The sequence below is a fragment of the Lentzea sp. NPDC054927 genome, from assembly GCF_053610285.1.
The window spans coordinates 106,270-130,105 of sequence record NZ_JBSGXZ010000023.1; the positions used below are offsets into that span (position 1 = coordinate 106,270).

Annotated in this window: 27 protein-coding genes; 17 read left to right on the plus strand and 10 right to left on the minus strand. The window is 69.0% G+C overall.

Translation table 11 applies throughout. The features are described from left to right. Positions 1–2: 2 nt before the first annotated feature. The 4 genes from ACWGE0_RS27075 to ACWGE0_RS27090 all read right to left on the minus strand — a co-directional run bounded on the left by ACWGE0_RS27075 (position 3) and on the right by ACWGE0_RS27090 (position 2,089). On the minus strand, positions 3–365 hold the full coding sequence (locus ACWGE0_RS27075; RefSeq protein ID WP_452263702.1) for a YbaB/EbfC family nucleoid-associated protein: 363 nt from the start codon (positions 363–365) through the stop codon (positions 3–5). 72 nt (positions 366–437) lie between these two features. Then, complete coding sequence (locus ACWGE0_RS27080; protein ID WP_452263703.1) at positions 438–761, minus strand: hypothetical protein; 324 nt, start codon at positions 759–761, stop codon at positions 438–440. 78 nt (positions 762–839) lie between these two features. After that, complete coding sequence (locus ACWGE0_RS27085) at positions 840–1,739, minus strand: hypothetical protein (RefSeq protein WP_452263704.1); 900 nt, start codon at positions 1,737–1,739, stop codon at positions 840–842. 5 nt (positions 1,740–1,744) lie between these two features. Continuing rightward, a complete protein-coding gene (locus tag ACWGE0_RS27090; RefSeq protein WP_452263705.1) occupies positions 1,745–2,089 on the minus strand; it encodes a hypothetical protein in 345 nt (114 codons plus the stop codon). Positions 2,090–2,109: 20 nt separating this feature from the next. On the opposite strand from ACWGE0_RS27090, the gene ACWGE0_RS27095 reads away from it, so the two are divergent. The 3 genes from ACWGE0_RS27095 (at position 2,110) to ACWGE0_RS27105 (ending at position 6,028) form a co-directional block, all read left to right on the plus strand. Continuing rightward, entirely contained in the window at positions 2,110–5,043 is a 2,934-nt protein-coding gene (locus ACWGE0_RS27095; RefSeq protein ID WP_452263706.1) for a tetratricopeptide repeat protein, read from the plus strand. Then, a complete protein-coding gene (locus ACWGE0_RS27100; RefSeq protein ID WP_452263707.1) occupies positions 5,044–5,766 on the plus strand; it encodes a CHAT domain-containing protein in 723 nt (240 codons plus the stop codon). An 88-nt stretch (positions 5,767–5,854) separates the two neighbouring features. Next, positions 5,855–6,028, plus strand: a complete 174-nt coding sequence (locus tag ACWGE0_RS27105; RefSeq protein WP_452263708.1) for a hypothetical protein — start codon at positions 5,855–5,857, stop codon at positions 6,026–6,028. A gap of 33 nt (positions 6,029–6,061) precedes the next feature. Here ACWGE0_RS27105 and ACWGE0_RS27110 read toward each other — a convergent pair whose 3' ends face one another. Both ACWGE0_RS27110 and ACWGE0_RS27115 read right to left on the minus strand, forming a co-directional pair. After that, positions 6,062–6,469 carry a PIN domain-containing protein gene (locus tag ACWGE0_RS27110; protein WP_452263709.1) on the minus strand — a complete coding sequence of 136 codons (408 nt, stop codon included), beginning with the start codon at positions 6,467–6,469 and terminating at the stop codon, positions 6,062–6,064. Continuing rightward, positions 6,457–6,744 (minus strand): type II toxin-antitoxin system Phd/YefM family antitoxin, encoded by a 288-nt coding sequence (locus tag ACWGE0_RS27115; RefSeq protein ID WP_452263710.1) that lies wholly within the window; start codon positions 6,742–6,744, stop codon positions 6,457–6,459. Before ACWGE0_RS27115 ends, ACWGE0_RS27110 begins: the two co-directional genes overlap by 13 nt. Positions 6,745–6,816: 72 nt before the next feature. Between ACWGE0_RS27115 and ACWGE0_RS27120 the strand changes: the two genes are divergently transcribed. Further along, on the plus strand, positions 6,817–7,536 hold the full coding sequence (locus ACWGE0_RS27120) for a DUF72 domain-containing protein (protein WP_452263711.1): 720 nt from the start codon (positions 6,817–6,819) through the stop codon (positions 7,534–7,536). Continuing rightward, positions 7,533–9,245 (plus strand): glycoside hydrolase family 5 protein, encoded by a 1,713-nt coding sequence (locus ACWGE0_RS27125; RefSeq protein ID WP_452263712.1) that lies wholly within the window; start codon positions 7,533–7,535, stop codon positions 9,243–9,245. The genes ACWGE0_RS27120 and ACWGE0_RS27125 overlap by 4 nt, the downstream gene beginning before the upstream one ends. Here ACWGE0_RS27125 and ACWGE0_RS27130 read toward each other — a convergent pair. After that, positions 9,200–9,946, minus strand: coding sequence for an arylamine N-acetyltransferase family protein (locus ACWGE0_RS27130; protein ID WP_452263713.1), 747 nt, complete (start codon positions 9,944–9,946; stop codon positions 9,200–9,202). The genes ACWGE0_RS27125 and ACWGE0_RS27130 overlap by 46 nt on opposite strands. Before the next feature lie 17 nt (positions 9,947–9,963). Between ACWGE0_RS27130 and ACWGE0_RS27135 the strand changes: the two genes are divergently transcribed. From ACWGE0_RS27135 to ACWGE0_RS27160, 6 genes are all read left to right on the plus strand, one after another. Beyond that, positions 9,964–10,785 (plus strand): DUF72 domain-containing protein, encoded by an 822-nt coding sequence (locus tag ACWGE0_RS27135; protein ID WP_452263714.1) that lies wholly within the window; start codon positions 9,964–9,966, stop codon positions 10,783–10,785. A 39-nt stretch (positions 10,786–10,824) separates the two neighbouring features. Then, positions 10,825–11,181: a peptidase inhibitor family I36 protein gene (locus ACWGE0_RS27140; RefSeq protein ID WP_452263715.1), complete on the plus strand. Its 357-nt coding sequence runs from the start codon at positions 10,825–10,827 to the stop codon at positions 11,179–11,181. Between the two features lie 155 nt (positions 11,182–11,336). Beyond that, the gene (locus ACWGE0_RS27145) at positions 11,337–13,703 is read left to right on the plus strand and encodes an AAA family ATPase (protein WP_452263716.1); all 2,367 of its coding nucleotides are present in this window, start codon (positions 11,337–11,339) and stop codon (positions 13,701–13,703) included. After that, entirely contained in the window at positions 13,700–14,086 is a 387-nt protein-coding gene (locus ACWGE0_RS27150; RefSeq protein WP_319966925.1) for a hypothetical protein, read from the plus strand. The genes ACWGE0_RS27145 and ACWGE0_RS27150 overlap by 4 nt, the downstream gene beginning before the upstream one ends. An 8-nt stretch (positions 14,087–14,094) precedes the next feature. Continuing rightward, entirely contained in the window at positions 14,095–14,934 is an 840-nt protein-coding gene (locus ACWGE0_RS27155) for a metallophosphoesterase family protein (RefSeq protein WP_452263717.1), read from the plus strand. Next, positions 14,931–17,561 (plus strand): ATP-binding protein, encoded by a 2,631-nt coding sequence (locus tag ACWGE0_RS27160; RefSeq protein ID WP_452263718.1) that lies wholly within the window; start codon positions 14,931–14,933, stop codon positions 17,559–17,561. Before ACWGE0_RS27155 ends, ACWGE0_RS27160 begins: the two co-directional genes overlap by 4 nt. A 12-nt stretch (positions 17,562–17,573) precedes the next feature. Here ACWGE0_RS27160 and ACWGE0_RS27165 read toward each other — a convergent pair whose 3' ends face one another. Further along, the gene (locus ACWGE0_RS27165) at positions 17,574–17,819 is read right to left on the minus strand and encodes a hypothetical protein (protein WP_452263719.1); all 246 of its coding nucleotides are present in this window, start codon (positions 17,817–17,819) and stop codon (positions 17,574–17,576) included. A 49-nt stretch (positions 17,820–17,868) separates the two neighbouring features. Between ACWGE0_RS27165 and ACWGE0_RS27170 the strand changes: the two genes are divergently transcribed. The 4 genes from ACWGE0_RS27170 to ACWGE0_RS27185 all read left to right on the plus strand — a co-directional run bounded on the left by ACWGE0_RS27170 (position 17,869) and on the right by ACWGE0_RS27185 (position 21,642). After that, entirely contained in the window at positions 17,869–18,501 is a 633-nt protein-coding gene (locus tag ACWGE0_RS27170; RefSeq protein ID WP_452263720.1) for a hypothetical protein, read from the plus strand. An 84-nt stretch (positions 18,502–18,585) separates the two neighbouring features. Next, a complete protein-coding gene (locus ACWGE0_RS27175; protein WP_452263721.1) occupies positions 18,586–19,524 on the plus strand; it encodes a helix-turn-helix domain-containing protein in 939 nt (312 codons plus the stop codon). Positions 19,525–19,543: 19 nt separating this feature from the next. Continuing rightward, entirely contained in the window at positions 19,544–20,662 is a 1,119-nt protein-coding gene (locus tag ACWGE0_RS27180) for a hypothetical protein (RefSeq protein WP_452263722.1), read from the plus strand. Between the two features lie 62 nt (positions 20,663–20,724). After that, positions 20,725–21,642 carry a hypothetical protein gene (locus ACWGE0_RS27185; RefSeq protein ID WP_452263723.1) on the plus strand — a complete coding sequence of 306 codons (918 nt, stop codon included), beginning with the start codon at positions 20,725–20,727 and terminating at the stop codon, positions 21,640–21,642. Here ACWGE0_RS27185 and ACWGE0_RS27190 read toward each other — a convergent pair. Next, positions 21,615–22,427 (minus strand): SDR family NAD(P)-dependent oxidoreductase, encoded by an 813-nt coding sequence (locus tag ACWGE0_RS27190; protein WP_452263724.1) that lies wholly within the window; start codon positions 22,425–22,427, stop codon positions 21,615–21,617. The genes ACWGE0_RS27185 and ACWGE0_RS27190 overlap by 28 nt on opposite strands. Before the next feature lie 87 nt (positions 22,428–22,514). Here ACWGE0_RS27190 and ACWGE0_RS27195 point away from each other — a divergent pair, with 87 nt between their 5' ends. Then, a complete protein-coding gene (locus ACWGE0_RS27195; RefSeq protein ID WP_452263725.1) occupies positions 22,515–22,880 on the plus strand; it encodes a nucleotide pyrophosphohydrolase in 366 nt (121 codons plus the stop codon). 3 nt (positions 22,881–22,883) lie between these two features. Next, entirely contained in the window at positions 22,884–23,474 is a 591-nt protein-coding gene (locus tag ACWGE0_RS27200; RefSeq protein WP_452263726.1) for a hypothetical protein, read from the plus strand. Here ACWGE0_RS27200 and ACWGE0_RS27205 read toward each other — a convergent pair. Then, a complete protein-coding gene (locus ACWGE0_RS27205; RefSeq protein WP_177221221.1) occupies positions 23,471–23,635 on the minus strand; it encodes a hypothetical protein in 165 nt (54 codons plus the stop codon). The two genes, ACWGE0_RS27200 and ACWGE0_RS27205, sit on opposite strands and share 4 nt — an antisense overlap. Between the last annotated feature and the right edge of the window lie 201 nt (positions 23,636–23,836).

Consider the following 23,836-nt stretch of genomic DNA (forward strand, 5'->3'; position numbering starts at 1 on the left):
GGTCACCACCCCGGCCTGATGTACGAGTCGTCACCGACCGCGGCCGTCGTCGCCTCCCGGACCTGCTGGGCGATACGCGACTGGGCGGTCCTGACACACCCCATGACCAGCGGTCCGAGCTCGCTCGGCGGCACGTTGGCCGCACGGTCACCGAACCGGATGTCGACCGGCTTGCCGGTGGCGTCGACCGTCACCGCGACGGCGCCGTTCTGGCTGGTCTCCGTCACCTGGATCCGGTCGACCTGGGATTTCAGCTCCTGCAAGCGGTCCGCGCGTTGCCGCAGACCCTCCACCCACTGGTCGACACCTCGTTCGACCTGTGCGGGGTCGCCGTCGAACAGCGTGTCCCATCGAGGCTCTGGCATGTCGTCCCCCCCGCGTTCGGTCATAGCGGGCGGTGGATCGGTTCGCCATCGAATCGGTTCACACGGTCGGGGTTACTGGCCGTCGATCTCCGGCTGGTACTGCTCCGCGCTGCCGTCCTTGCGGATGAAGTAGGCGTCGATGTTCGTGGCCCGCAGCGTCACCTCGGAGCCCGCCACCAGGTCCCGGTAGCGCAGCAGGTCCGGCAGGCCGATCGCGACGATGTCGAACGGGTGCTTCTGACGCAGCATCAACGACCTGCGCAACGCCTCGCTGAACGCCCGGCGCGGTGAGTCGTCGTCCTCGGGGACCTCCACCAGCGCGCCTTCGAGCTGACGTTCGAGTGCGGCCCGCACGTGGTCTGCCGTGCCCCAGGCCGCGATCTCCGTGAGAGTCATGTGTCCCGTATCGCCATCTGAGCCGGGATCATTAGCCGTCTCGATGTCTCGATCCGGTCATCTTCGCGCCGGACGCCGCTACCGGCCCTTCCTCATCAGGTTCGTCGCCCGCTCACCCTCAGCGACCGTCAGCGGGCCGGTGCCCTCCTGGTCGACGACGCCCAGCGCGGCGGCGAGCTCACGTCCGTGCAGGTCGACGGCGGCTTCCGCAAGCGAGGACAGGTCGGTGATCGCGGACCGGGCGCGCGCCCAGCCGGTCAGGCCGGCCGCGACGGCCATCAGCGCTGCGGGCCACCACAAGATCCCGAGCAGCAGGTACGGCACGGCCCAGGTACCGGTGGCCACCGCCGCGGCGAAAGCGGCATGCGCGTTGCCGAGCTCGGTTCGCGTGGTCTCCGGCAGGAGCAGCCAGAGTCGTGGCCATCCGAACGTCAGGTCGAGTCCGCTGCGGTGCAACGCGACCGATTCGACGGCGTGCACGCGGTCACCCATCCAGGTGGGCCTGCCCGGCTCGGCCATGGCCATCCGGTTCACCCGGTCCGCGGCGGCGTCGATGCGGTCGTGGTCCGCCTGTGCGCGCGGTTCCCGGCTGTCCTCCTCGAGCCGCCGGCGTTTCGCCACTAGCCGGTGCCACCGCGCGCGACGGCGGCGGACCAGCGGGGCCGCGAGCCAGTGCGGCCACTGGCCGAGCCACAGCCGCCTGGTCAGGCCGGCGAGGGCCTGGACGACGAAGCCGACCCCCGCGGCGGCGGCGAGGAACGCCACCACACCGAGCACCAGCACACCGGCGGGGAGCTTCGTCAACGTGGTGGTCGCGGCGTTGACGCGCTGAACCAGCAGCGCGTGGTCCCACGCCCTCGAGTGCCCGAGGACGACCGCGGGCCAGGCGGCCGCGATGAAGAACGCGCCCGGCAACGCGAGCAGGCTGAGCCATCGCTGGGCCAGCACCTTGGCCAGCTCCTGGAAGAAACCGCCCATCGTGGCTACACCGGTCGCATGGGGTGGCCGGTCACCCGGCACCGCGGCAGGGCGCCTGCCGGCGGCGGCACCTCGGTCCGGTCACAGGCACCGTCCGGACAGCTGAACCGCTCTTCACTCGCGCGACCGGGGCCCATCCCCGGCAGCCCCGCGCCCAGCGCGCGCAACGTCGTGTCGGTGTCGGCACCGAGCAGCCGGCTGAGCAGGCCGAGCACAGGCCGCCGGTCTCTGGCCTCGGCCAGAATCCGGTCCAGCAACTGCTCTCGGTCGGCCGAGTGCCGCCGCGCTTCTTCGCGCAGCGCGTCGACTTCACCGCACAGGCTTGTCAAAGCCGCCCGTTCAACATCCACACCAGCGATACTGTCAGATTGTGGTTCCGGGATCCGACCAAGCGCTCTCACTGTCCGACACAGGGCTCACGCTCTGGACCCGCGCGCAACAGACCGGGCAACTGGACGACGTGGACCTGGCCATCGGCATCGCGCGCAGGGCACTGGCCGCCGGAGGTACCGGGCATCCCGATCACGCGACCTTCCTGGGCAACCTGGGCACCTACTTCCAGACGAGGTTCGGTCTCAGCGGCCAGGTAGCCGACCTGGACCAGGCGATCAGCTGGCTGGATCAGAGCGTGAGAGTCCCCGGCGGACCGAATCACGCGCTGTTCCAGGGCAACATCGGCGCGGCGTACCTGGCGCGGTTCGAGATGACCGGGCAGGTGGTGGACCTCGACCGGGCCGCAGAGCGCCTTCGCGCGGCACTGGCCGCAGGGTCCGGCGGCCCGCACACCAGCACGTTCCTCGGCAACTTGGGCGTGGCGAGCTGGACCCGGTTCGGGCACACCGGCGACCCGGCTGACCTCGGTCACGCCATCGAGGCCCTGCGGCAGGCGGTCGCCACGGGTGACGCGGACCCCAACCGCGTGCTGTTCCTCGGCAACCTGGGCGCGGCCTTCCACTCCCGGTTCGAACGCACCGGCGATCTCGCCGACCTCGAACTGGCCATCGACGCCGCGCAGCGGGCTATCGCGGAGGGCGCGGACAACCCGCACGTGGCGTTGTTCATGAGCACGGCGGGGACGGCCTGCCTCTCCCGGTACGAACGCACCGGCCTGCTCACCGACCTCGACCAGGCGATCGAGCACCTCGAACGGTCGATGGTCACCAACCCGGACCAGCTCACCGGCCTCGCGGCACGCTGGTCCAACCTCGGCCAGGCCCGCCTGTCGAGGTTCGAGCGCATCGGGCTGCTGACCGACCTCGACCGGGCCATCGAGGCGGGAGAGCGGGCGGTCGCCCTCGCCGGTGACTCTCCCCGGACCGCGACCTGGCTCACCAACCTCGGCATCAGCTACCAGGCGAGATTCGACCGCACCGGCCGGCCCGCCGACCTCGACCTGGCCGTCAGCCTCAAGGAACGGGCCGTCGCCGCGACCCCGGACGGACACCCCGAACTGGCGATCCGGCTGACCGGTCTCTCCAGCGCGTACAGCCTGCGGCACGAACGCACCGGCGACCTCGCCGACGCCGATCGAGCGGTCGAGACCGGCCGGCGGGCGGTGGCCGCCGCGCCGGACGGCCACCCCGTGCTGGCCACGGCCGCAGCGAATCTCGGGCTGGCCCACCACTTCCGGTTCGACCGCACCGGTGAGCTGAGCGACATCGAGCAAGCTGTCGTGCACAAGGAATGGGCGGTTGCACTCACCCCCGCCGACCACCCGGAGCGCGGACTGACGCTGTCCAGCCTGGGGCTCGCCTACCAGGCCCGGCACCTGCGCACCGGCCGTCTCGCCGACCTCGACCTCGCTGTCGAGAACGGACGGTCGGCCGTCGCGGCCACGCCTGCCGACCATCCCGACCGCGGCCTGCGGCTGAACAACGTGGCATCCGCCTACCTCGAGCGGCATGCCGCCCTCGGTGGCCTGTCCGACCTGGACCGCGCGATCGAGTTCTTCGAACGCGCCGTGGCGGCCACGCCGGACGATCACCGCCGGATGGCCGGTTTCCTGAGCAATGTCGGGAACGCCTACCTGGAGCGGGGTAGACGGACGTCCTCGGTGCCCGATCTGGACACCGCCGTCGCCACGGCCGAGCGCGCGATCGCGGCCACCCCCGCCGGTCACGCCGACCTGGTGCAACGCCTGAGCAACCTCTCGCTGATGTTCCTGGAACGCTTCGAGCAGACCCGTTCCTCCGCCGACGTCACCTCGGCCGTGGAATTCGCCCAGCAGGCGGTGAGCACGGCACCTCAGGACCATCCTCAGCGCGCGGCCTGCCTGTCGAACCTGAGTGCCGCCCACCAGGCCCGGTTCCGCCACACCGGATCTTTGTCCGATGTGGACAGAGCGGTCGAGACGGCCGTCATGGCCCTCGCCGCGACGCCGGAGAACCACCCGGTCCGCGCGGCTCGGATCTACCGCCTCGCGGTCGCACGGCAGAACCTGGTGAACGCCGCCGGGCAGCGACCGGACCACAGCGAGTTCGCGGCGTTGGTCAACGAGGTGGAGGCGCTGCGCACGGCCCCGCCGCGCAGCCAGATCATGGCGGGATGGGCGACCGGCCGGCTGGCCCAGACGCTCGGCGAACACGAGACCGCGCGCCGTCTGCTGGACGCCGCCGTGCGACTGCTGCCGTCAGTCGCCGCCCGCGAGACGCCGCACCTCGACCAGGAACACCGTCTCGGCGGGCGAATCGGCCTGGTGGGTGAGGCGATCGGCGCGCACTGCGCACTGGGCGACCCCGCCGGAGCGCTCCAGGTGGCCGAGCACAGCCGGGGCGTTCTGCTCGGCGCGCAGCTGGACAGCCGCACCGACCTGACCGACCTCGCCGCCGCTCACCCGGACCTGGCCCGGCGGTTCCGCGAGGTGCGGGACCAGCTCAACGCCCTCGACCTGGGACCGGACGTGGTCGAACGCCGCGCGCGGCTCTGGAAGGAGTACGACGCGCGGCTGGCCGACATCCGGCGGCATCCGGGACAGGACCGGTTCCTGCTGCCGCGCACGTGGGAGGAACTGCGGCCGCGGGAAGGAGTAGTGGTGCTCCTCAACGCCGGCCGCGGGCACGGCGACGCCGTCGTCATCGCGGACGACCGGCCCGTGCACGTGCCGCTGCCACGCCTGACCGCGGCCGACGTCGCGTCGTGGGCGACCGACCTGTCTGACGCCATCAACGACCCCAGCGCGTTCGCGGGTGAGCTGCGGCGGCAACGGGTCGTGTCAGAACTCCTCACCTGGCTGTGGGACGCGGCCGTGGGACCGGTGCTGGACGTCGTCGCCCCCGCCGGCACCCCGGTCCGTCGCGTCTGGTAGATGCCGACCGGCAGGCTCGGCATCCTCCCCCTGCACGCCGCCACCCCACCGGGAGGACCGGGAGCGCTGGACCGCGTGATCTCCTCGTACACACCGACTCTGCGCACGCTCGCGAACTCACGGGACCGCGCACCCGCGACGGCACGCCGTCAGGTCGTCGTAACGATGCAGCACACCCCGGGCCTGCCGGACCTGCCCGCGACGGTCGCCGAGGCAACCGGTCCGCAGTCACGCCACCCCGGCACGTTGATCAGCGACGACCAGGCCACGGTCAGCCGGGTGCTGGCCGAGCTGCCGGTCACGAGCTGGGCGCACTTCGCCTGCCACGCGAGCACAAACCCCCGCACCCCTTCGGAAGGCGGGCTCCACCTGCACGACGGCGTGCTGCCGATCGCGCGGATCAGCCGCCTCGAACTGCACGAGGCAGAGCTCGCCTACCTGTCCGCGTGCTCGACCGGACAGGCCGGCTGGCGTCACGCCGACGAGTCCATCCACCTGGCCTCGGCGTTCCAGCTGGCCGGATTCCGGCACGTGATCGCAAGCCTCTGGCCGCTCGACGACAACACCGCGGCCACCGCCGCCGAACGCTTCTACGGGCTCATGCCGGCCACACCCTCCGCCGAGCACAGCCCGAACGTGCTGCACGCCGTCACGCGGGAACTTCGAGCCACGTTCCCCGATCGGCCACACCTCTGGGCACCGCTCGTGCACAGCGGTCCGTGATGTCCCGTCCCGCGATCCGAGCTCGAGTGGATCGACTTCGGCGGACGCGGCGCCGACCACGTCGACGGCCCACCACGGCAAGGTTCCGGTGATCACCGAATGGGCAGGCACCCGGCGGTTCGCCTGGCTGGACGACGATTTCCAGCGGCACGATCCGGAGTGGGCGGCAGCACGGCCAGGAACGCTGCTCGTGCCGGTCGACCCGCGCAAGGGCATCGGGATCGAGCACCTGGAGCGGGTCCGGGCGTTCCTCAGCGCATGATCACCGGACGTAGGCCATCTTCCACGGCGCCGGTCAGACCTGACGGATCGGCACGACCTCCACGAGCCGGTCGAGATCCTTGAAGTCCTTGACGTTCATGGTCAGCACCGGAATCCGGGCGACCGCCGCCGTGGCCGCGATCTGCAGGTCCATCCGGCGCGGCCGGGGACTGCGCCCCGCGCGCCGCACCAGCGAGGCCATCTGCCCGTAGACCTTGGCCTCCTCCAGGCCGAACGGCAGCACCTCGAACGTCTGCTGCGCCGCGTAATACCGTTCCGTGCGGGCAGCGCGCTCGACCGGGTCGTCGATGTCGATCCCGAACGCCAGCTCCGCGATGGTGACAGCACTGAGATAAGGCTGGGCATTGACGTACGCGCCCAGGTTCGCCCGCTCGAGCCTGATCAGCACACAGGTGTCGAGCAGACAGCTCAGCTCTGCCACGGGTCTTCCAGCGGATCGTCCGCGCCGAAGACCTCGTCGGCCGCCAGCCGGTCGGCCTCCCACCGGTCCGCGTCGACCGCCGGCAGGGTCCCGAACAGCACCTGCACGTCCCCGAGCGGCGGCCGCGACACGACCTCTTCCCGGTACGGCGAAAGCTGCGCGACCGGCTTGTTGTTGCGGGTGACGACGAAGCTCTCACCCGCCTCGACACGGCGCATGATCTCCGCGTTGTCGTTGCGGAGCTCACGCTGCCCGATGGCTTTGAGCTGCTGCATGCCACCACTGTAGCTCAATCCACCAAGAAGTGCTACAGAGTAGCTACAGCCTCCCCCGGTTACCCGGACGAGGTGATCAGGATCGGCACCTCAGGCTGGCGCTACCCGGAATGGCGCGACGGCTTCTACCGCGACGTCCCGCAACGACGCTGGCTGAGCCACCTTGCCGGCCACGTCACCACCATCGAGATCAACAGCTCGTTCTACCGCCTCCAACCGCCGTCCAACTACCGCAAATGGGCCGCGGAAACCCCGCCGGACTTCACCTTCGCCGTCAAGGGCCCGAAGCTGATCACCCACGTCAAACGCTTGCGGCACATCGACGAACCGCTCAAGGCCTTCGTCGACTCGCTCGCCCTAGGCCCGAAACAGGGCCCTCTCATCTGGCAGCTACCGCCGTCGATGCGGTTCAACCCCAGCGTCCTGAAGGACTTCCTCGCCGCCCTCCCACCGGGCCGGCACGCACTCGAACCGCGCCACGAGTCGTTCCGCACTGACGCCTACCTCGACCTGCTGCGCGCGCACAACGTCGCCCACGTCGTGTCGGACGCACCGACGTTCCCGTGCATCGAAGCCGTCACCGCCGACTTCGCCTACGTCCGGCTGCACGGCCACGACGAGCTGTACATCAGCTCCTACGACGACCGGCAACTCGACGAGTGGGCGCGGAAGATCCTCGACTGGAACCGCGACACCTACGTCTACTTCGACAACACCATGAAAGGTGCCGCGACGGGCAACGCCCAGGGGCTGGCGCAACGCCTCGACATGCCGATAACTTCACATACGTGAAAGTGACTCACGTCTCGGCCACCCTGCTCCTGGCCGCGAGTCTCGTTGCTCCCGCGCAGGCGGAACCGGAGTCCTGGACCGGCCCGTTGAGCACGCGCGGACGGTGGATCGTCGACGCCCACGGCGACCGCTTCAAGCTCAAGTCCGGCAACTGGCACGGTGCGAGCGGCACCTGGAACGGTTCCGGCGACATCAACGACCCCGCCAACCACCACGCCGGCGAGAAGGCCGACCAGGTCCCGCTGGGCCTCGACCGCGCGCCGATGCAGCAGATCATCGACGGCTTCAAGGAAATCGGCGTCAACAGCATCCGGCTGCCGTTCTCCAACCAGATGATCAAGGACACCAACCCGGTCAACGGCCTGAAGGACGCGCAGCTCAACGGCAAGAAGCCGCTGGAGATCTACGACGCGGTCGTCGCGGAACTCACCAGGAACAACCTCGCCGTCATCCTCAACAACCACACCACGACGTCACGGTGGTGTTGCGGTGTCGACGGCAACGAGCGGTGGAACACCAGCCAGAGCACGGACCAGTGGATCAACGACTGGGCGTTCATGACTGACCGCTACAAGGCCAACAAACGGGTCGTGGGCGCGGATCTCTACAACGAGGTGCGACGCAACGTCTGGGACGACCCGAACTGGGGCTGGGGCAACGACCACGACTGGCACAAGGCGTCCCAGCAGGCCGCGGACCGCATCCAGCAGACCGCGCCGGACCTGCTCGTCATCGTCGAGGGCATCAACTGGACGGGCATCCCGGTCGACGGTTTCGCGCACGGCCGCCCGACGCTGGAACCGGTCCGCTACCTCAGCCACACGCTCGCGAACCCCGACAAGCTCGTTTACTCGGCCCACTTCTACGGTTACACCGGGCCGAACCACAGCGGTGCCACCGGAGTCGGCGAGACGACCGACCCGCGTTACCAAGACCTGTCGCCGCAGGAACACGTCGATGTCCTGCAGCGCCAAGCGTTCTACATCACCGAGGCGCAGAAGCACTTCACGGCGCCGTTGTGGATCAGCGAGTTCGGCGTCGGCGGCATCGACGAGTCGAACCAGAAGGCGAAGGCCTGGTTCGAGCGCTTCGTCGACCAGCTGATCGCCAAGGACACCGACTTCGCCTACTGGCCGTTGGTCGGCTTCCACGCCAACCGCACCGGCAACAGCTGGGCGTTGTTGCGCTGGGACGCCCACGGGAGCCGCATCAGCGTCAACGACGGCGACGACTGGCGCGCGCCGGCGTGGAACCGGCTCGTCAACGCGCCGAGTCGTACCGGGCAGATCCCGCGGGAGACCCGGTGGAACATGCTGCTCAAGGAATCGTGTCCGCAGAACGAGAAGCTCGTCGGCACCAGCCACACCGGCAACCGCGGTCTGTGCGTCAGCGGTCCACAGTGGAGCAACACCACCAGGGTCACCAACGAGCAGCACGTGACCGGCGACTGGGCATCCGGCTACACGAAACTCCAGTGCCCGCCAGGAAACGGCGCTGTCGGCTACGCGAACTTCACCCTGGTCTGCGCGCCGATCGCCACCGGCTCCAGCTCACGAGTCCTGTGGTTCGACCGCGGTGACAACCGGCCGGATCAGGGCGGCGACTGGGCCAACGGGCACTACAAGGGCCAGTGTGCGCAGGACGAGCACATCGCCGGTGTCGCCTACAACTGGCGCAGAACCCCGGACGCGTTGCTCTGCCGGAAGTGACTCTGTTCGAACTTGATGGCGAAATGTTCCAGGAAAGCGGCCGCAGGATCCTCGACGGGAGTTGAGGTCTTGTGGCCGTTTTCGGTGACGACGACCTTCTCGTTCGTCACGGTGATCCGCCCGTCGAGCCGCGCCAGTGTCGCCCGGGGAGCCTTGCGGAAACCCGACTCCGGCCCTGTCTGCTGCCACCAGCACGCCGGCACGAACTCCGCGAGCGAGCGCGGCCGGCGCTCGATCCGGTACGCGGGCGCGCCGTTCATCAGCACGTCCACGTCGTCGCCGTGCTCGACCAGCCGGAACACGCCGAACGGGTCTTTCTGGTCCTCTCGCGACGTCCACGACAACGGGTGCAACGAGAACGCCCCGAAACCGACATCGACCAGCCACGCACCGTCCACCAACAGCGTCAGGTGGTCGAACGGCGGCCCGAACTTCTCGCCGTTGAACACCCCCGCGGCCAGCAGCTCGACGGAATACCCCAAGTGCCGCAACAACTCCGCGAACAACCCGTTGAGCTCGTAGCAGAACCCGCCGCGCCGCCGCACCACGATCTTGTCGTACAGCCAGGGGATCTCCAGCACGATCCTGGTGTCCATGTGGGTGTCGAGGTTCTCGAACGGGACACTCAGCAGATGCCGTTCGTGCAGCTCCGCCAACGACGACGAGCGAGTGGCACCGATGCGCTGTAGGTAGGCGTCCATCGTGCAACGATAACGAAATGGGCGAGGTGAGGATCGGCACTTCGGGATGGGTCTACCCACCCTGGCGCGGCGTGTTCTACCCCAAGGGCGTCACGCAGAAGCGCGAGCTGGCCTACCTGAGCGAGCAGCTGAGCTCGGTCGAGATCAACGGCTCCTTCTACTCGCTGCAACGCCCGTCGAGCTACCAGAAGTGGGCGGCGGAAACGCCACCGGACTTCATGTTCGCGGTCAAAGGCAGCCGTTTCATCACGCACATGAAGCGCCTCAAGGACGGCCACGAGCTCCTCGCGAACTACCTCGCGTCCGGCGTGCTCGCCCTGGGCCCGAAGCTCGGCCCGATCCTCTGGCAGCTCCCGCCCACGCTGCAGTTCGACGCCGGCCTGCTCGCGAACTTCTTCGACGCGCTGCCCCGCACCACCACCGAGGCCGTCGAAGTCGCCAAACGGCACGACCACCGCGTGGACCCGGCCCACACCACCACGGACGCCGAACGCCCGATGCGGTACGCCCTCGAAGTGCGCCACGACAGCTACAACACGTCGGAGTTCGTCGACCTGCTCAAACGCCACGACATCGCACTGGTGATCGCGGACGCCGCCGGCAAGTACCCGCTCATCGAAGAGGTCACCACCGGCTTCGCGTACGTCCGGCTGCACGGCCACGACGAGCTCTACGTCAGCGGCTACACCGACGAGGGCCTCGAGATGTGGGCCGAGAAGGTCCGCGGCTGGGCGAAGCAGGGCGACGTGTTCGTCTACTTCGACAACGACGCGAAGGCCTACGCCCCGCGCGACGCGATGACGTTGCAAAAGCTCGTTCAAGATCGTCTGGCCGGTTGACCCAAACGGACGCACACTCGTTTCGACGGAGGTGCGCCCATGTCGACGAAGAGCCTCATCGCCGCCTTGGTGATCACTGCGGGGGCGGTTGCCTCCAGTGGGATCGCTGTTGCACAGAGTGACAAGACCTGCGACAAGGGCGAGTTCTGCGTCTGGACGGGACCGGACTACACGGGCACCGTCCAGCGCCTCGACCTGGAGACGGCGAACCCCGGCGAGTGCATCCAGCTGACCGTCGTCGGCAGGTCGTTCGCCAACCGTCTGAGCAGGGACATCACCGTCTATCAGCGGGAGAACTGCTCGACCGAGGCCGAGTTCACCACCTACCCCAGGCACGGCACCTACGTGCCGGACGCGTACTTCGTCATCCGGGGCGTGGAAGTGTGGGGACCATAACGAGCCCGAACTACTTCAGTCACCCTATGTAACACCACTCGATCGTGTGAGTACTCACCAGTAGGTCTCATTTGGAACCTAAGTTGCCGCCCTATCGAGTGGTGGCAGCTGGAGGAAATGTGACCGTGGCGGGTGAAGCCGGGTTACTCGAACTGATGGCCGGGCGACTGGCCAAAGACGATCTCACCCCACGTGCGGCGGAACTGGTGCTCGCGGCGTGCCGAGGCGAAGCAGCGCTGGAACGCGCGCTCGACGGCGTGCCGACGCGAGAAGAGACGCCGCGAGAGAGGACGGACGGCCCCGGACAGGGGATTTTCGTGTCGGAGATCCGTGTGCGCGGCTTCCGGGGCATCGGTCCCCAGGTCCGCCTGCCGCTGGCACCGGGTCCCGGACTGACCGTCGTCACCGGGCGCAACGGCTCGGGCAAGTCGAGCTTCGCCGAGGCCGCGGAGCTGGCGCTGACCGGCTACAACGCCCGCTGGACCCGTGCGCGGCACGACGTGTGGCGGCAGGGCTGGCGAAACCTGCACCAGAACAACACCCTCGTCGAGCTGGAGCTCGTCCAGGCCGGGCAAGCGGACCGGACGACGATCCGAAGACGCTGGACTCCGGAAGAAGACCTGGCGCAGGGCGAGTGGACGCAGGACGACAAGCCGTTCGACGACCGCAGATGGCACGACGTGCTGGAGACCTACCGGCCATTTCTGCCCTACAGCGAGTTGAGCACTGTCCTCGACGCACAGCCGGAGGACCTCTACGAGGCGTTGCACAGCCTCTTGGGCTTGGAAGCGATCACCGAGGCGCAGCAGTCGCTCGCTGAGCACCGCAAACGCCTCGCCGAGATCGTCGCCCGCCCCTACGACCGGCGGGAACGCGTGCGCACGGAGCTGGCGGCGTCCCCGGACGAACGCGCCCGCCGCGCCGCCGCACTGCTCGGCAGCGACTCCCCCGACCTCGACGCGATCGCGGACCTCGCGCTCGGTGCGGACGTGGGCAGCGGAACCGGCCTGCTGCACCAGATCGTCGACCTGTCGCTGCCGCCCGACGACGAGATCGACAGGTGCCGCGAGAACCTCGACCTGGCGCTCGGCGCGGTGACCGTGCTGGCGACGGACAACGCGCAGGACTCCCTGCGGTGCAGCGAGATCCTGAGGCTCGCGATCCAGCTGCAGGAGTCCGGCGGCAGCCAGACGTGTCCGGTGTGCGATCTGGGCCGGCTCGACGGGTTGTGGCTGTCGAAGGCCAAGGAGCGTGCCGAGCACCTCACCAAGGCCGCCGCGGAGCTGCACGAGGCCGCGGACCGGCTGGACGTGGCGGTCGCGGCCGCGCGGGCGTTGTGCCAGCCCATGCCGGACGTCCTGCTGGAGACGCAGGGCGTGCTCGACACGACGGCGGCGATGCACGCCTGGCAGGCGTGGGAGGACTGCTTCTCGATCGACGACCCGGTGCGGCTGCGCCAGGAGTTGTTCGACCGGTATACAGACCTCATACAGGCTGTGGACCAGCTGAAATCCGTGGCGCGGGAGCAGATCGACCGGCGCGACCTGGTGTGGCGGCCGATGGCGCTCGCGTTGTTCGAGTGGCATTCCCAGGCTCAGCAAGCGCTTGCGGACGCCGAGGTGCTCGCCGACGTGACCGAGGCGGAGAACTGGATCCGCAAGACCGCGGCGACGTTGCGGTCCGAGCGCATCGCGCCGTTCGCCAAGGAGTCGCAGCGGATCTGGCAGCGGTTGCGTCAGCAGAGCAACGTCGACCTGGGCGCGGTGCGGCTCGGCGGCACCCGCAACGTCGAGTTGGACGTGTCGGTGGACGGCGTGTCGAACTCGGCGCTGGCGGTGATGAGCCAGGGCGAGCTGCATTCGCTGGGGCTCGCGTTGTTCCTGCCACGGGCGATGGTGGACGAAAGCCCGTTCCGGTTCGTGGTGATCGACGACCCGGTGCAGGCGATGGATCCGTCCAAAGTGGATGGACTCGCGCAGGTGCTCGCGGACGTCGGCCTCACCCGGCAGGTCGTGGTCTTCACGCACGACGAACGACTGGTGGAGGCGCTGCGGCGGCTCAGGCTTCCCGCGACGGTCTGGGAGGTCTGCCGCGGTGAGGAGTCCGTCGTGCGGGTGCGGATGTCCGACGATCCCGTTGGGCGCTGCCTGAACGACGCCCGCGCGATGCGGGGTGACGAGGACCTGCCGGAGGCACTGCGGGCCGAGCTGGTGGCGTCGTGCTGCCGGGCGGCCCTGGAAGCCGCGTCGCACGCCCGGTTCCGCCGCGAACGGCTCGGCCGCGGCATGGCGCACGCCGAGGTGGAACGCGTGCTGGAGTGCGCGTTGACGACCAGGCAGAAGATCGCGCTGGCCGTGCTCGACGACCTCGGGGAACCGGCGAAGTTGTTGCCGCACCTGGAGGACGTCGTCGGGTCGTGGGCGGTCGACCTGCTGCAGGCGTGCCGCGTCGGTGGCGACGGCGGCGACCTGGACGTGCTGATCCGTGACACCGAACTGCTCGCGGGGTGGCTGCAGCGATGAAATTCTCCCCGGACGTGCAGGACCGGCTGACCTGCGTGGCGAACCTGCTGTCGCGTCCCGACCAGCTCGACGGCGTGCGGATCCGGTGCTGTGCCGAACTGTTGCGCACGGCGGTGGAACGTTCGGTCGCCCGCGCGTGCGGCGCGGAGAACACCGACCAGCCGGTGCACGCACTGCTGATCAGCCTTCCGTCCCATGTGGACGCCGACGTGGCGCACGACGCCACCCAGCTGTGGCACGCGCTGAGCCGCGCGATCCGGCACCACGGCTACGAGCTGACCCCGACCGTCGCGGAACTGCGTGGCTGGCACGCCGACACCGCGATGGTCGTGGAGGCGCTGCAGCCGAACCTGACCCTGTCCGGCACCATCGACCTCACCTGAAGGCACCGGTGAAACTGCTGCTGTTCGCGGACCTGCACCTGGACACGCGCTTTTCCAGCGCGGGTCCCGCGCGGCGCCTGGCGTTGCGCGAGACGCTGGGCCGCATCGTTGATCTCGCGCAGGAATCGAACGTCGACGCGGTTCTCTGCGCCGGCGACCTGTACGAGCACGATCGCTGCTCCCCTTCGACGGCTTCTTTTCTGCAGTCGTCGTTCGACTGCTCGTTGCCGGTGTTCCTGGCGCCGGGCAACGACGACTGGTACGGGCCACAGTCGGTCTACCAGCAGGTGGACTGGACGCCGAACGTGCACGTGTTCTCCTCGGAGTCGTTGACGCCCGTGGAGCTCGTCGACGGCGTCACGCTGTGGGGCGCCGCGCACGTCGGGCCTGGTCCGACGCGGGACTTCCTGGACGGCTTCGCGGTGAACCGGACTGGGGTGAACCTGGCACTGTGTCACGGTTCCGCGCCGGACGACGTGGCGATCACCGGGCTGGACCACGCGTTCCTGGGGCACGTGCACACGCCGGAGCACGCCGTTCGGTACACGTTCCCCGGCAACCCGGATCCGCTGACCGCGGACGAGACCGGCGAGCGCGGGGCCGTTCTGTGCACGGTGCACGACGACGGTTCGGTGTCGCGCGAGATCTTCGACGTGTCGGCTTCGCGGTCCCTCGGGCTGGTGGCCGAGCACTCCGAGACGTTCCCCTTGCTGGACTTCGATTCCGTTGCCGCGGAACGGACCGTGCGCGGCCAGTTCGTGCGGGACGTGCTGGCGGATCCGTCTTTGGACACTGCTCTGCGCGGCCGCGTGCTCGCCACCGGCCTGCGGGCGTTGGAGGAACGATGAGGATCGAGTCCGTGACAGCGCACGCCTTCGGGCCGCTGCACGACCGGACGTTGCCGCTGGCGCCGGGGTTGACCGTGGTGTCGGGCGTGAACGAGTCCGCGAAGTCGTCCTGGCACGCCGCGATCCGCGCCGCTCTGTGCGGTGAACCATCTGTGCGGCACCGGCCGTGGCAAGGCGAGTCCTGGCGCGTCGCGGCGATGGTGTCGATGGAGTCGGGCGAACTCGTCGCGGTGGACCGCGATCTGAACGACGACTCCGGCCCGGACGTCGCCCGCCTGATCGGCTTGGACCGCACGTCGTTCGCCGCCACCGCCTGCGTGGATCAGGCACAGCTGCTGACCGTGCTGGACGCGGCGAACGGCCTGCAGGACCACCTGCGCCGTGCCGCTGCCACCGCGGGTACCGACGGCACGGTGGAGCAAGCGTTGCAACGGCTGACCGCGCCGGTCGACGAGCTGAAAGACGCCCGGAACCGCTTGCGCGAGGCCGAAACCGACCTGGCCGTGGCCCGTCGCGAACACGCACGCTACCTGTCGTTGAGCGCGCAAGCCCGATCGGCCGCTGCTGCTCGCGCACGCCTTGCCGTGCAGGAACACACGGCTCTGCTCGACGCGCTGTCCGCACGGGTGGCACGGCTGACTTCGTTGCAGGAACGCTTCGGCGACTCGCAACCGTCCGGTCTCGCCGCGCAAGAGGAGCTGACCCACATGGTCAACCGTGCGCTGGCCGCGTGGCGTGCGGCGCCGACACCTCGTGCGCTGACCGGCCCTTCCGCCTCAACGCTCGAAGGCGAACTGGAAGCCCTCCCCGAACCTCCCGTCGGTGAGACCGCGCTGGACGAGGAGCTCCGTGTCGTGGCATCGGCCTACGAGACCGCTTCCGCCGTCGCCGCCGCGCACGCCGCACGCCGGCCCCAGCCGCCGACCACCGCCGAACCCTCGGTGCTGCGCGGCCTCGCGACGCGTCTGGACCCGGCCGCCGGTGCCCGCCTGACCACCGCGTCGATCGAGGTGGACAGCGCCCGCCAGGACCAGGACGAGGCAGCCGCCACCGCGGCCCGCAGCCAGGTCGAGGCCGACGTGGCAGCGGCGCACGTGCAGGAGATCGCGATGCCGAACCCGTTCCTGCGCAACGCTTTGCTGGCCCTGAGCTGCCTGACCACGTTGGTGGGCCTGCTGCTGTTCCTGACCGGCCAGCAACTGGCCTCCGCCGGAGTCCTGGTGGCCGCACTGGTGGCAGGCGTCGGCGGCGCCCTGGCCCGCGGCAACGGCGCCGAACGCGACGCTGCCGTCGCTTTCGCCGCCGAACAGACCGCGCTGGCGACGGACGCACGGAGCTCGCTGTTCGTTGCGGACCGCAAGCTGGCCGAGGCCGAGGGCCAGCGAGCGGTGGCGTTGGAAGCCGTGCGAGTCCACGACGAGGCCATCGCCTCATGCGCGTCTCTGGGCGTGCCCGCGGACCGCGAAACGTTGTGGCGCCTGGCCAACCGCGCCGCCTGGGAAGCCGTGCAGGCGGACCTCGTCTGCGAGGTCGCGCGCACCGAAAAGGCAGTCCGCGTGGAACTGGCCGCGCGCGGCAAGACCGACGCCGCGATGCCCACGCCAGACCTCCTGGTGGACTACGAAACCGACTGCAAGGTCCGCGCCCGCCAGGCGTTGATGGCCGCCCAACGCCCACTTCTGGCGCAGGCACTGGAAGACCGCCGCCAGGCCGAAACCACCGTCGCCGAAGCCGCGGTCACCCACGCCCGTGCGTTCGATCAACTGCGCGAGGCCGTAGCCGCCATCGGTGGCCACGGCGACCGCCCAGAAGACCTGATGCGCGCGATCGCCGAGTGGCAACGCGGCTGGGACCGCCGGCTGCGCGAGGCCGAGGAAGAGCGCAACGCGTGGACCGAACTCCAGTCGCTGCGAGCCGAGGGCACGGTGAACGACCTCGAAACAACCCTCTCCGCCGCCCAAACCCACCACGCCACACTGCTGGAAACCGCCCTCCGCTACGCCGCCTGCGACCCGGTAGACCCTTCCCTCGCCACGTCGTGCGACTCGCTGGCCGCCACCGTCAGCGAGATGGTGCGCGGCCTGCCCAGCGTCCCGGACGCCGAGGAAGCCGTGCAGGCCGCCACAACGGTCCTGGCCGAGGTGACCACGCAGGTAGAAGCCATCGACCTGGCCTCCCGCTACCTCACAGCCGCCCGCGAGAAGGTCCACAGCACCATCGCCCCGGCCCTCGAGGAAACCCTCCGCACGTGGCTGCCTTTGGTGACCGACGGCCGTTACGTGGACGCAGCAGTGGACCCGTCATCTCTGATCGTGCGCGTGTGCGCCGCCTCCGAGACGTGGCACCAGGCGTCAGTTTTGTCCCTGGGCACAGCAGAACAGGTCTATCTACTGCTGCGCGTGGCCCTCGCCCAGCACTTGGCAACCGAACCGTGCCCGCTATTGCTGGACGACGTGACCGTGCAGGCCGACGACGCCCGCACCCGCGCGGTGCTGGACCTGCTGCTGCGGTTGTCGGAGGACCGGCAGATCGTGCTGTTCGCCCAGGAGAGCTCGGTGGTGGAGTGGGCGCAGGAGCGACTGGGCACGCGCGACGTGCTGCACCAACTCACGCCCGTCGCCGCCTGACCTGCCGTGCGGCTACGAGCGCGACGACCCGGTCGGCAACTTCGTCCGGGTCATCGTGCTCCCACACACGAACGACGAGCCACTGGCAGCGGTGAGCTGCGCGTTGGTGTCCAGGTCTCGAACGACCACCCCGTGCAGCTTCACCCGCCGCACCGCCAGCTCAGGCGCGGTGCCGGCGCGGCGGGTTCTGCGCATCACGCGTGACGTCGCCTCCGAGGAGGCGGCCGGGGCCGGTCCCGCGTCGACGTAGCGGTACACGACCTGCAGTTTCCCAGAAATGTCAGACCCCGTCGCTACCGTCGATCCCATGACCAACGCCGCCTTCCGCAAGCTAACCCCCAGCACCGAGGAGAAGCTCGCCGAGCTGGGCCTGCGCCTCTCCGTCCTGGATCGCGCGATCGCCGCCGGTATCGACGCCCGTGCCGCATCGCCGCCGTTCGGGCCGACGAACGCGCCGGGGCTGCTCGACTGGATTCACCGGGTGGGCACGTTGCGGCAGTTGCTGGCGGCGGAGGGGTGGGAGCGGCTCGACCACTGGAACGCGGGACTGATTCGGCACCCGGCGCGGCCGATTCTGCTCGGCACGCTGCAGGGCAACCGGGGGACGGGGTCGCCGGACGCGCCGTTGCGCAGTGATTATGCGAAGGGGCCTGCCATCGCGGCGATGATGCGGGACAACGACCACGACCAGTTCGCGCTGTTCGAGAACGTGCGCAGCGAGGGGTTGAAGTTGTGGTTCCTGGTCACGTATCCGCTGCAGCTGGAGGACCGGCTCGTGGTGTTGCGGGAGGTGTCGCAGCCGGAGCCGACGCCGCAGAACCAGATCATTGAGCGGTGGGCGCATCGGATCGTGTTGCCGCCGATGGCGTTTCCGCAGCGCAGGACGCCCAATGTGGACGGTCCGGAGGAGGTGGACTTCCCGATCGCGTTGCGGCGGTGAGGGGGTGGGGTCAGCGGGTCCGCACCGGATGTGTCCACCTGATCACGCAAGACAGCGGCCCTCGTCCTGCCCAGCGAGACCCGCGTGGCAGCGCCGCGCGGCAGCAGCGACAATGGCCGGATCATGCTCACCCCGTCGCGACTCACGCTCGCTCGCACCCGGCGCGGACTCACCGCGGCCGAGCTGGCGCGCAAGTCCGGGGTGTCGGCGCGGGCCATCGGCGAGTACGAGCGCGGGCAGCGCCGGCCCAAGGCCGCCACCGTCGAGGCGCTGGCCGGGGCGCTCGGGTTTCCGGAGGCATTTCTGACGGCGCCGGAACCGCCGCGGCCGCAGAACGGGCCGCGCGACGTGCAGGCGGGTGCGGCGGCTCAGCTGGCGATCGAGTTCAACGGGTGGCTGGAGCGCCTGTTCGTGCTTCCTCAACCGGACCTGCCGCCGCCCAGGACGTCGCCGAGCAGCACGCGGAAGGCCTGGCGGCTCGACAACGGGCCGGCGCCGAACATGGTGCAGTTGCTCGAATCTCATGGCGTGCGGGTGTTCTCGCTGCCGGTCGACTGCACGGAGCAGGAGGCGTTCTCCTGCTGGCACAACGGCACGCCGTTCGTGTTCCTGAGCCCGACGGCCACGCCGGAGCAGGCCAGGTTCGACGCGACCAGGCAGATCGCGGTCCTGCTCGGACACGACGAGCCGGACGAGTTCGCCGCCGAGTTCCTCATGCCCCAAGGGCAGTTGAGCGGCACGAACCACCGGCATTGGCACGTGACCAAGGAGCGGTTCGCGGCCAGGACGCTCATCTTCGACGGCACCCAGGGCACCATGCCCCGCCGGGAAACCTCGAAGCTGCTGACCAAGGTGTTCCGAGTCCTGCGCGAGAACGGCACGACGCCGCTGCACGTGGCCAAGGAGCTGAACCTCGGCCTGGAAGAGCTCAACGGACTCGTGTTCGGGCTCGTCCTCACGGCACTGCCGGGCGGCGGAGAACCAGGACCGCGAGGACGCGCGCGCCTCACTCTGGTCCACTGATCAACCTGAGGGACCGGAAATGACGTTCTTGCGCTATCTCGTGGCGCTGCCGTTGATCGTGCTGAGCTACGCCGGCGTGCCGTTCGCGTACCTGACGGTGTCCTCGTACCTGTCCCGCACGTCGTTGCCCGGCAGGAAAGCGGAGTTCGACTTCGCTGCCGAGTTCATGAAGCACCTCACCGACCTGAACGGGTTCTGGCCGGTGCCGGTGGCGTTCCTGCTGTTCGCGGGGCTCTGGTGGATGACAGTGGCGTGGCCGAGGATCGCGTTCCTGCCGACAGTGCCGGTCGCACTGGCCGGGATCCTCGCTGGCGGCCAGAAGTCGGTGCTGGCCCTGGCAGCGCCGGCGGTCGCGTGGGGGCTCGCGTGGACCGCGGCGAAGGTCGTGTCGTGGCCGGTCACCGGGGACGTCCGGCGATCGGCTGTCGAGGTCGCCATCGGGTTGCGCGGCGGCGGAAGGCTACGGGTGCAGTCGCGCAGGCTGCTGCTCGACAAGCTGCCGCCCCCGAAGCACGCGGAGTCGCCGGTCGGACGCGTCGCGATCCCGTTCGACCGCATCACCCACGTCGAGGCGGGCGCCGTGCGCACGGCGGCGCAATGGCGGTTCGGCAACACCAGTGAGCTGACCATCTCGCCAGGGCCGGTGCTGCGCGTCATCGGTGGTGGGCAGGAGTGGCTGCTGCCGGTCGACGACATCGACAAGGCGACGCGGCTCGTCGTGGAACGCTCGAAGGCTCGCGCCAAGCCCGACCCGAGGCCGGAGTTGGAGAGCACGCGCTGGTCGAGCGCCAAGAAGTTGTGGGATTTGCAGGGCAAGCAGTCGATGACGCCCAACCTGAAGAAGGTCAGGCACGGAACGCACCACACGATGCTCGTGCTGAGCGTCCTCACCGCGGTGATGGCGGGCTACGCGGTGTTCCGGATCTTCACCGACAGCTGGGGCTTCCTGATCGGCGTTCTCTTCTTCGGCGGCGTCTCCTACGGCATGGCACGCGCGTGGGCGTCCATGGGCGCAACGCAGAAGCTCGCCGAGGAAAATCCGCGGCCACCGATGGCGGAGGATCCCGATCCGAGTCGCCGTCCGGTCACTACGTGGAGTCGCCAGCCCGTTGTACTAGGCCAAACGAGCGATTTGTGAAACGCATCGCCCGGCATGCCCGACACTGAGAGTGACGGGATGCCGAGTCGTGAGGACGCCACATGACGATGCAGCAACGCACAGAACCTTCGCCCGCCGCAGTCCTGATCTCCGTTGCCGTGCTCGCGCTGGTTCTGACCGTTGCTTTCGGCCCGCTGGGTTTCGTCATCGGGCTGGCGTTGTTCGCGTTGATGTTCATGGGCACCAAGCACAAAGCGCCTGAGCAGATCGTCCTCACGCGCACCCGTTCCCGCATCCGCCGCCTGTCCACGGCCGGGCGGGTCGCGATCGTCGGCGAGTCGCACTACCAGGACGCCATCGCGGAGGTGGCGAGGCATTCGACGGCGTACGAGCTCGGCGACGCCATCCCCGCGACCGCCGTGCTCGTACCGGAACCCGCCAACCGGCACGACACCCAGGCGGTGCGGGTCGACCTGCTGCGCGGGGACGGGTCCGCGATCACCGCCGGCTACCTGCGCGGCGACCAGGCCGCCGACTACCAGCCGCTGCTGCTCGAACTGGCCGATCGCGGCGAGGTCGGCTCGTGCCCGGCCCGCATCATGGGCGGCGGCCATCGCTACTACGGCGTGCACCTGCACCTCGGCACCCCGCGGCTCCTGCTGCTCGACCACGAGGCCCTGGGCACCGCACCGACATTGCCCGCCGAACACCAGGTCAACGTCACGGGCGAGGAAGCCCATCAGCACGTGCTGCACCGCGTGGTCAACGGCCGCACACCCGTCCACGTCATCGCCGAGCTCCGCGACTGCCGCATCACCAAAGGCAGCCACATCGGCGAACACACTCTCGAGGTGCTCCTCGAAGGCGAACGCATCGGCCAGCTCACCTACGCGATGGGTCTGCGCTACTGCGACGTCGCACAAGAGTGGCGCGCACGCACGGGGCGCGCACTCTGCGAAGCGGTCATCACCAACGAAGGCACGCGCGGCCTTCAGGCGAAGCTGCTGCTGCCCAAGTAGTCGGCGAACGTCCGCGGTGCACGGCCGAGGACCCGCTGCACACCGTCGGACACGTGGGCCTCTTCTCCCTTGCGGATGCGCACGAGCAGCATCGTGACCAGGTCGGCGATCTCGTCCGGGTAGCCGAGGCCGCGCAGCGACGCGGCGAACTCGGCCGGCTCGACGTCTGTGTACAGAATGGGATTGCCGGTCACCTCGACGATGCGCGCGAGCATCTCGGCGAACGACAACGGCTCGGACCCGCTCAGCTCGTAGGTCTGCCCGTCGTGGCTGTTTCCGCCCTCGGGCTGGGTCAGCGCGGCGACGGCGACCTCGGCGATGTCCACCACATCGATGAACGGGTGGACGCCCTGGCCTGCGGGCACCGCGAGCTCGCCGTGCTGCACGGGCTCGGCGAACAGGTCCTCGTCGAAGTTCTGCATGAACCACGTCGGGCGCAGGATGGTCCACTCGACGCCGGAGTCCTTGATCGCCGCTTCGAACGGGTCGTCCTCGGGAGCGCCGCGCATGGACAGCAGGACCAGGCGGGTGACGCCGGACTTCACGGCAAGCGGCACGAACTCGGCCAGTGTCGCCGGGTTGTCCGGCGGCACGACGTAGACGGCGGTGGTGCCGGCGAGGGCGGGTTCCCAGGTGTCCGGGGCAGACCAGTCGAACTTCGTGGCCGACGAGCGCGACGCCGGACGTGCCGCGGGGCCCAGGAGTGAGGTGACGCGGCGGCCGGTCTTGCCGGTGGCGCCGAGCACGAGGACGGTCGCTGGCTTGATCTCGCTCAATGTTGACATGACTAGAGCTAATCAACGTTGACGCGGACGATCCATGCTTGATCGGCCGCCATACTTGCTCGTTCGTCCACGTGGTACTTAGTGGGCATGAGTGAGCGTGATCTCGTGGACCTGAGGGATGCGTTGCGGGCGTTCGCCGCCGCCCGCGACTGGGACAGCTACCACACCCCGAAGAACCTGGTGATGGCGTTGTCCGCGGAGGTCGGCGAGCTCACCGACCTCTTCCAGTGGCTGACGCCCGATGAGGCGAAGAATGCAATGAAAGACCCAGAACTCGCCTGGAACGTGCGGGACGAGCTCGCCGACGTGATGCACTACCTGACCAGGCTGGCGGACAAGCTCGGTGTCGATCTCGTCGAGGCCGCGTTCGCCAAGATCGAACGCAACGAGCGGCGGTTCCCCACCGGGAGCCTGACGCCCGTGCCGCTGGAACAGGGTTACGAAGAAGGGTGAGCTGTGAGTCTCCAGAACGTGCAGGTCCTGCACGTGCACCAGAAGGTCACGTTCATGACCAACCGCTACGAGGTCTTCGTCGACAACGCGGGTGAGCCGGGCGGACTGGTCGGTTTCGCCGAGCAGAAGAAGTTCAAGATCAAGGAACGGATCACGGTCTACACGGACTCGTCGAAGAGCCAGGTGCTGTTCGAGTTCAACGCCCGCAAGGCTCTCGATCTGGGCAGCGGCTACGACGTGACCGACGCGAACGGGCAGTCGATCGGGTTGTTCCGCAAGGACTTCGCCAAGTCGCTGCTGCGGTCGACGTGGCACCTGGAGCAGCCCGGCTGGGGTCAGACGACGGGTGCTGAGCGCAACAAGTGGTTCGCCGGTTTCCGCCGGCTGTGGCAGTGGATCCCGATCGTCGGAGAAGCACCGTTCCCCATGAGGTATCAGTTCGACTTCACCACGGAGAACGGCACTCCCGTGTTCAGCGTCGACAAGAAGACCTGGGTCCGCGACCACTACCTGGTCAAGATCCAGGATCCTGGCGTCGACCGCCGGCTCGTGATCGCTCAGGCCGTCGCGCTCGACGCGCTGCAGTCCCGCTAGAGGTAAGTCAGCAGGAGGAGGATCAGGCACACCAGCAGCACCACGCCGAGCACTGCGGGCAGGAGTGACTGCGATGACGGCGCGGGCTCGCGGGCGTGCCTGCCCCGCCTCCTGCGCGCTCGCCACCGCAAAGGTGCCTCCCCTGCCCACTGATCGTTCATGACGATCACGGTAGGGATGAACAAGGCGGGCTTGACCCGCATCACCCGCTCGCCTGGGTCCATCACCCGGTCGGCCCCGGAAGCATGCAAAAGGCATGTGAACGTGAAAAAGCCCTGCGGGGAGCGCTTGTGGCGCTCAACCCGCAGGGCAAATTAAGTTCGGCGGCGACCTACTCTCCCACACCGTAACCAGTGCAGTAC

Coding starts and splice junctions, on each gene's coding strand:
- ACWGE0_RS27150 (WP_319966925.1), top strand. CDS start 13,700: ATGAAATTCTCCCCGGACGTGCAGGACCGGCTGACCTGCGTGGCGAAC.
- ACWGE0_RS27130 (WP_452263713.1), bottom strand. CDS start 9,946: ATGGACGCCTACCTACAGCGCATCGGTGCCACTCGCTCGTCGTCGTTG.
- ACWGE0_RS27140 (WP_452263715.1), top strand. CDS start 10,825: ATGTCGACGAAGAGCCTCATCGCCGCCTTGGTGATCACTGCGGGGGCG.
- ACWGE0_RS27195 (WP_452263725.1), top strand. CDS start 22,515: ATGAGTGAGCGTGATCTCGTGGACCTGAGGGATGCGTTGCGGGCGTTC.
- ACWGE0_RS27160 (WP_452263718.1), top strand. CDS start 14,931: ATGAGGATCGAGTCCGTGACAGCGCACGCCTTCGGGCCGCTGCACGAC.
- ACWGE0_RS27145 (WP_452263716.1), top strand. CDS start 11,337: ATGGCCGGGCGACTGGCCAAAGACGATCTCACCCCACGTGCGGCGGAA.
- ACWGE0_RS27185 (WP_452263723.1), top strand. CDS start 20,725: ATGACGATGCAGCAACGCACAGAACCTTCGCCCGCCGCAGTCCTGATC.
- ACWGE0_RS27170 (WP_452263720.1), top strand. CDS start 17,869: ATGACCAACGCCGCCTTCCGCAAGCTAACCCCCAGCACCGAGGAGAAG.
- ACWGE0_RS27115 (WP_452263710.1), bottom strand. CDS start 6,744: ATGCAGCAGCTCAAAGCCATCGGGCAGCGTGAGCTCCGCAACGACAAC.
- ACWGE0_RS27205 (WP_177221221.1), bottom strand. CDS start 23,635: ATGAACGATCAGTGGGCAGGGGAGGCACCTTTGCGGTGGCGAGCGCGC.
- ACWGE0_RS27100 (WP_452263707.1), top strand. CDS start 5,044: ATGCCGACCGGCAGGCTCGGCATCCTCCCCCTGCACGCCGCCACCCCA.
- ACWGE0_RS27180 (WP_452263722.1), top strand. CDS start 19,544: ATGACGTTCTTGCGCTATCTCGTGGCGCTGCCGTTGATCGTGCTGAGC.
- ACWGE0_RS27190 (WP_452263724.1), bottom strand. CDS start 22,427: ATGTCAACATTGAGCGAGATCAAGCCAGCGACCGTCCTCGTGCTCGGC.
- ACWGE0_RS27085 (WP_452263704.1), bottom strand. CDS start 1,739: ATGGGCGGTTTCTTCCAGGAGCTGGCCAAGGTGCTGGCCCAGCGATGG.
- ACWGE0_RS27080 (WP_452263703.1), bottom strand. CDS start 761: ATGACTCTCACGGAGATCGCGGCCTGGGGCACGGCAGACCACGTGCGG.
- ACWGE0_RS27075 (WP_452263702.1), bottom strand. CDS start 365: ATGCCAGAGCCTCGATGGGACACGCTGTTCGACGGCGACCCCGCACAG.
- ACWGE0_RS27135 (WP_452263714.1), top strand. CDS start 9,964: ATGGGCGAGGTGAGGATCGGCACTTCGGGATGGGTCTACCCACCCTGG.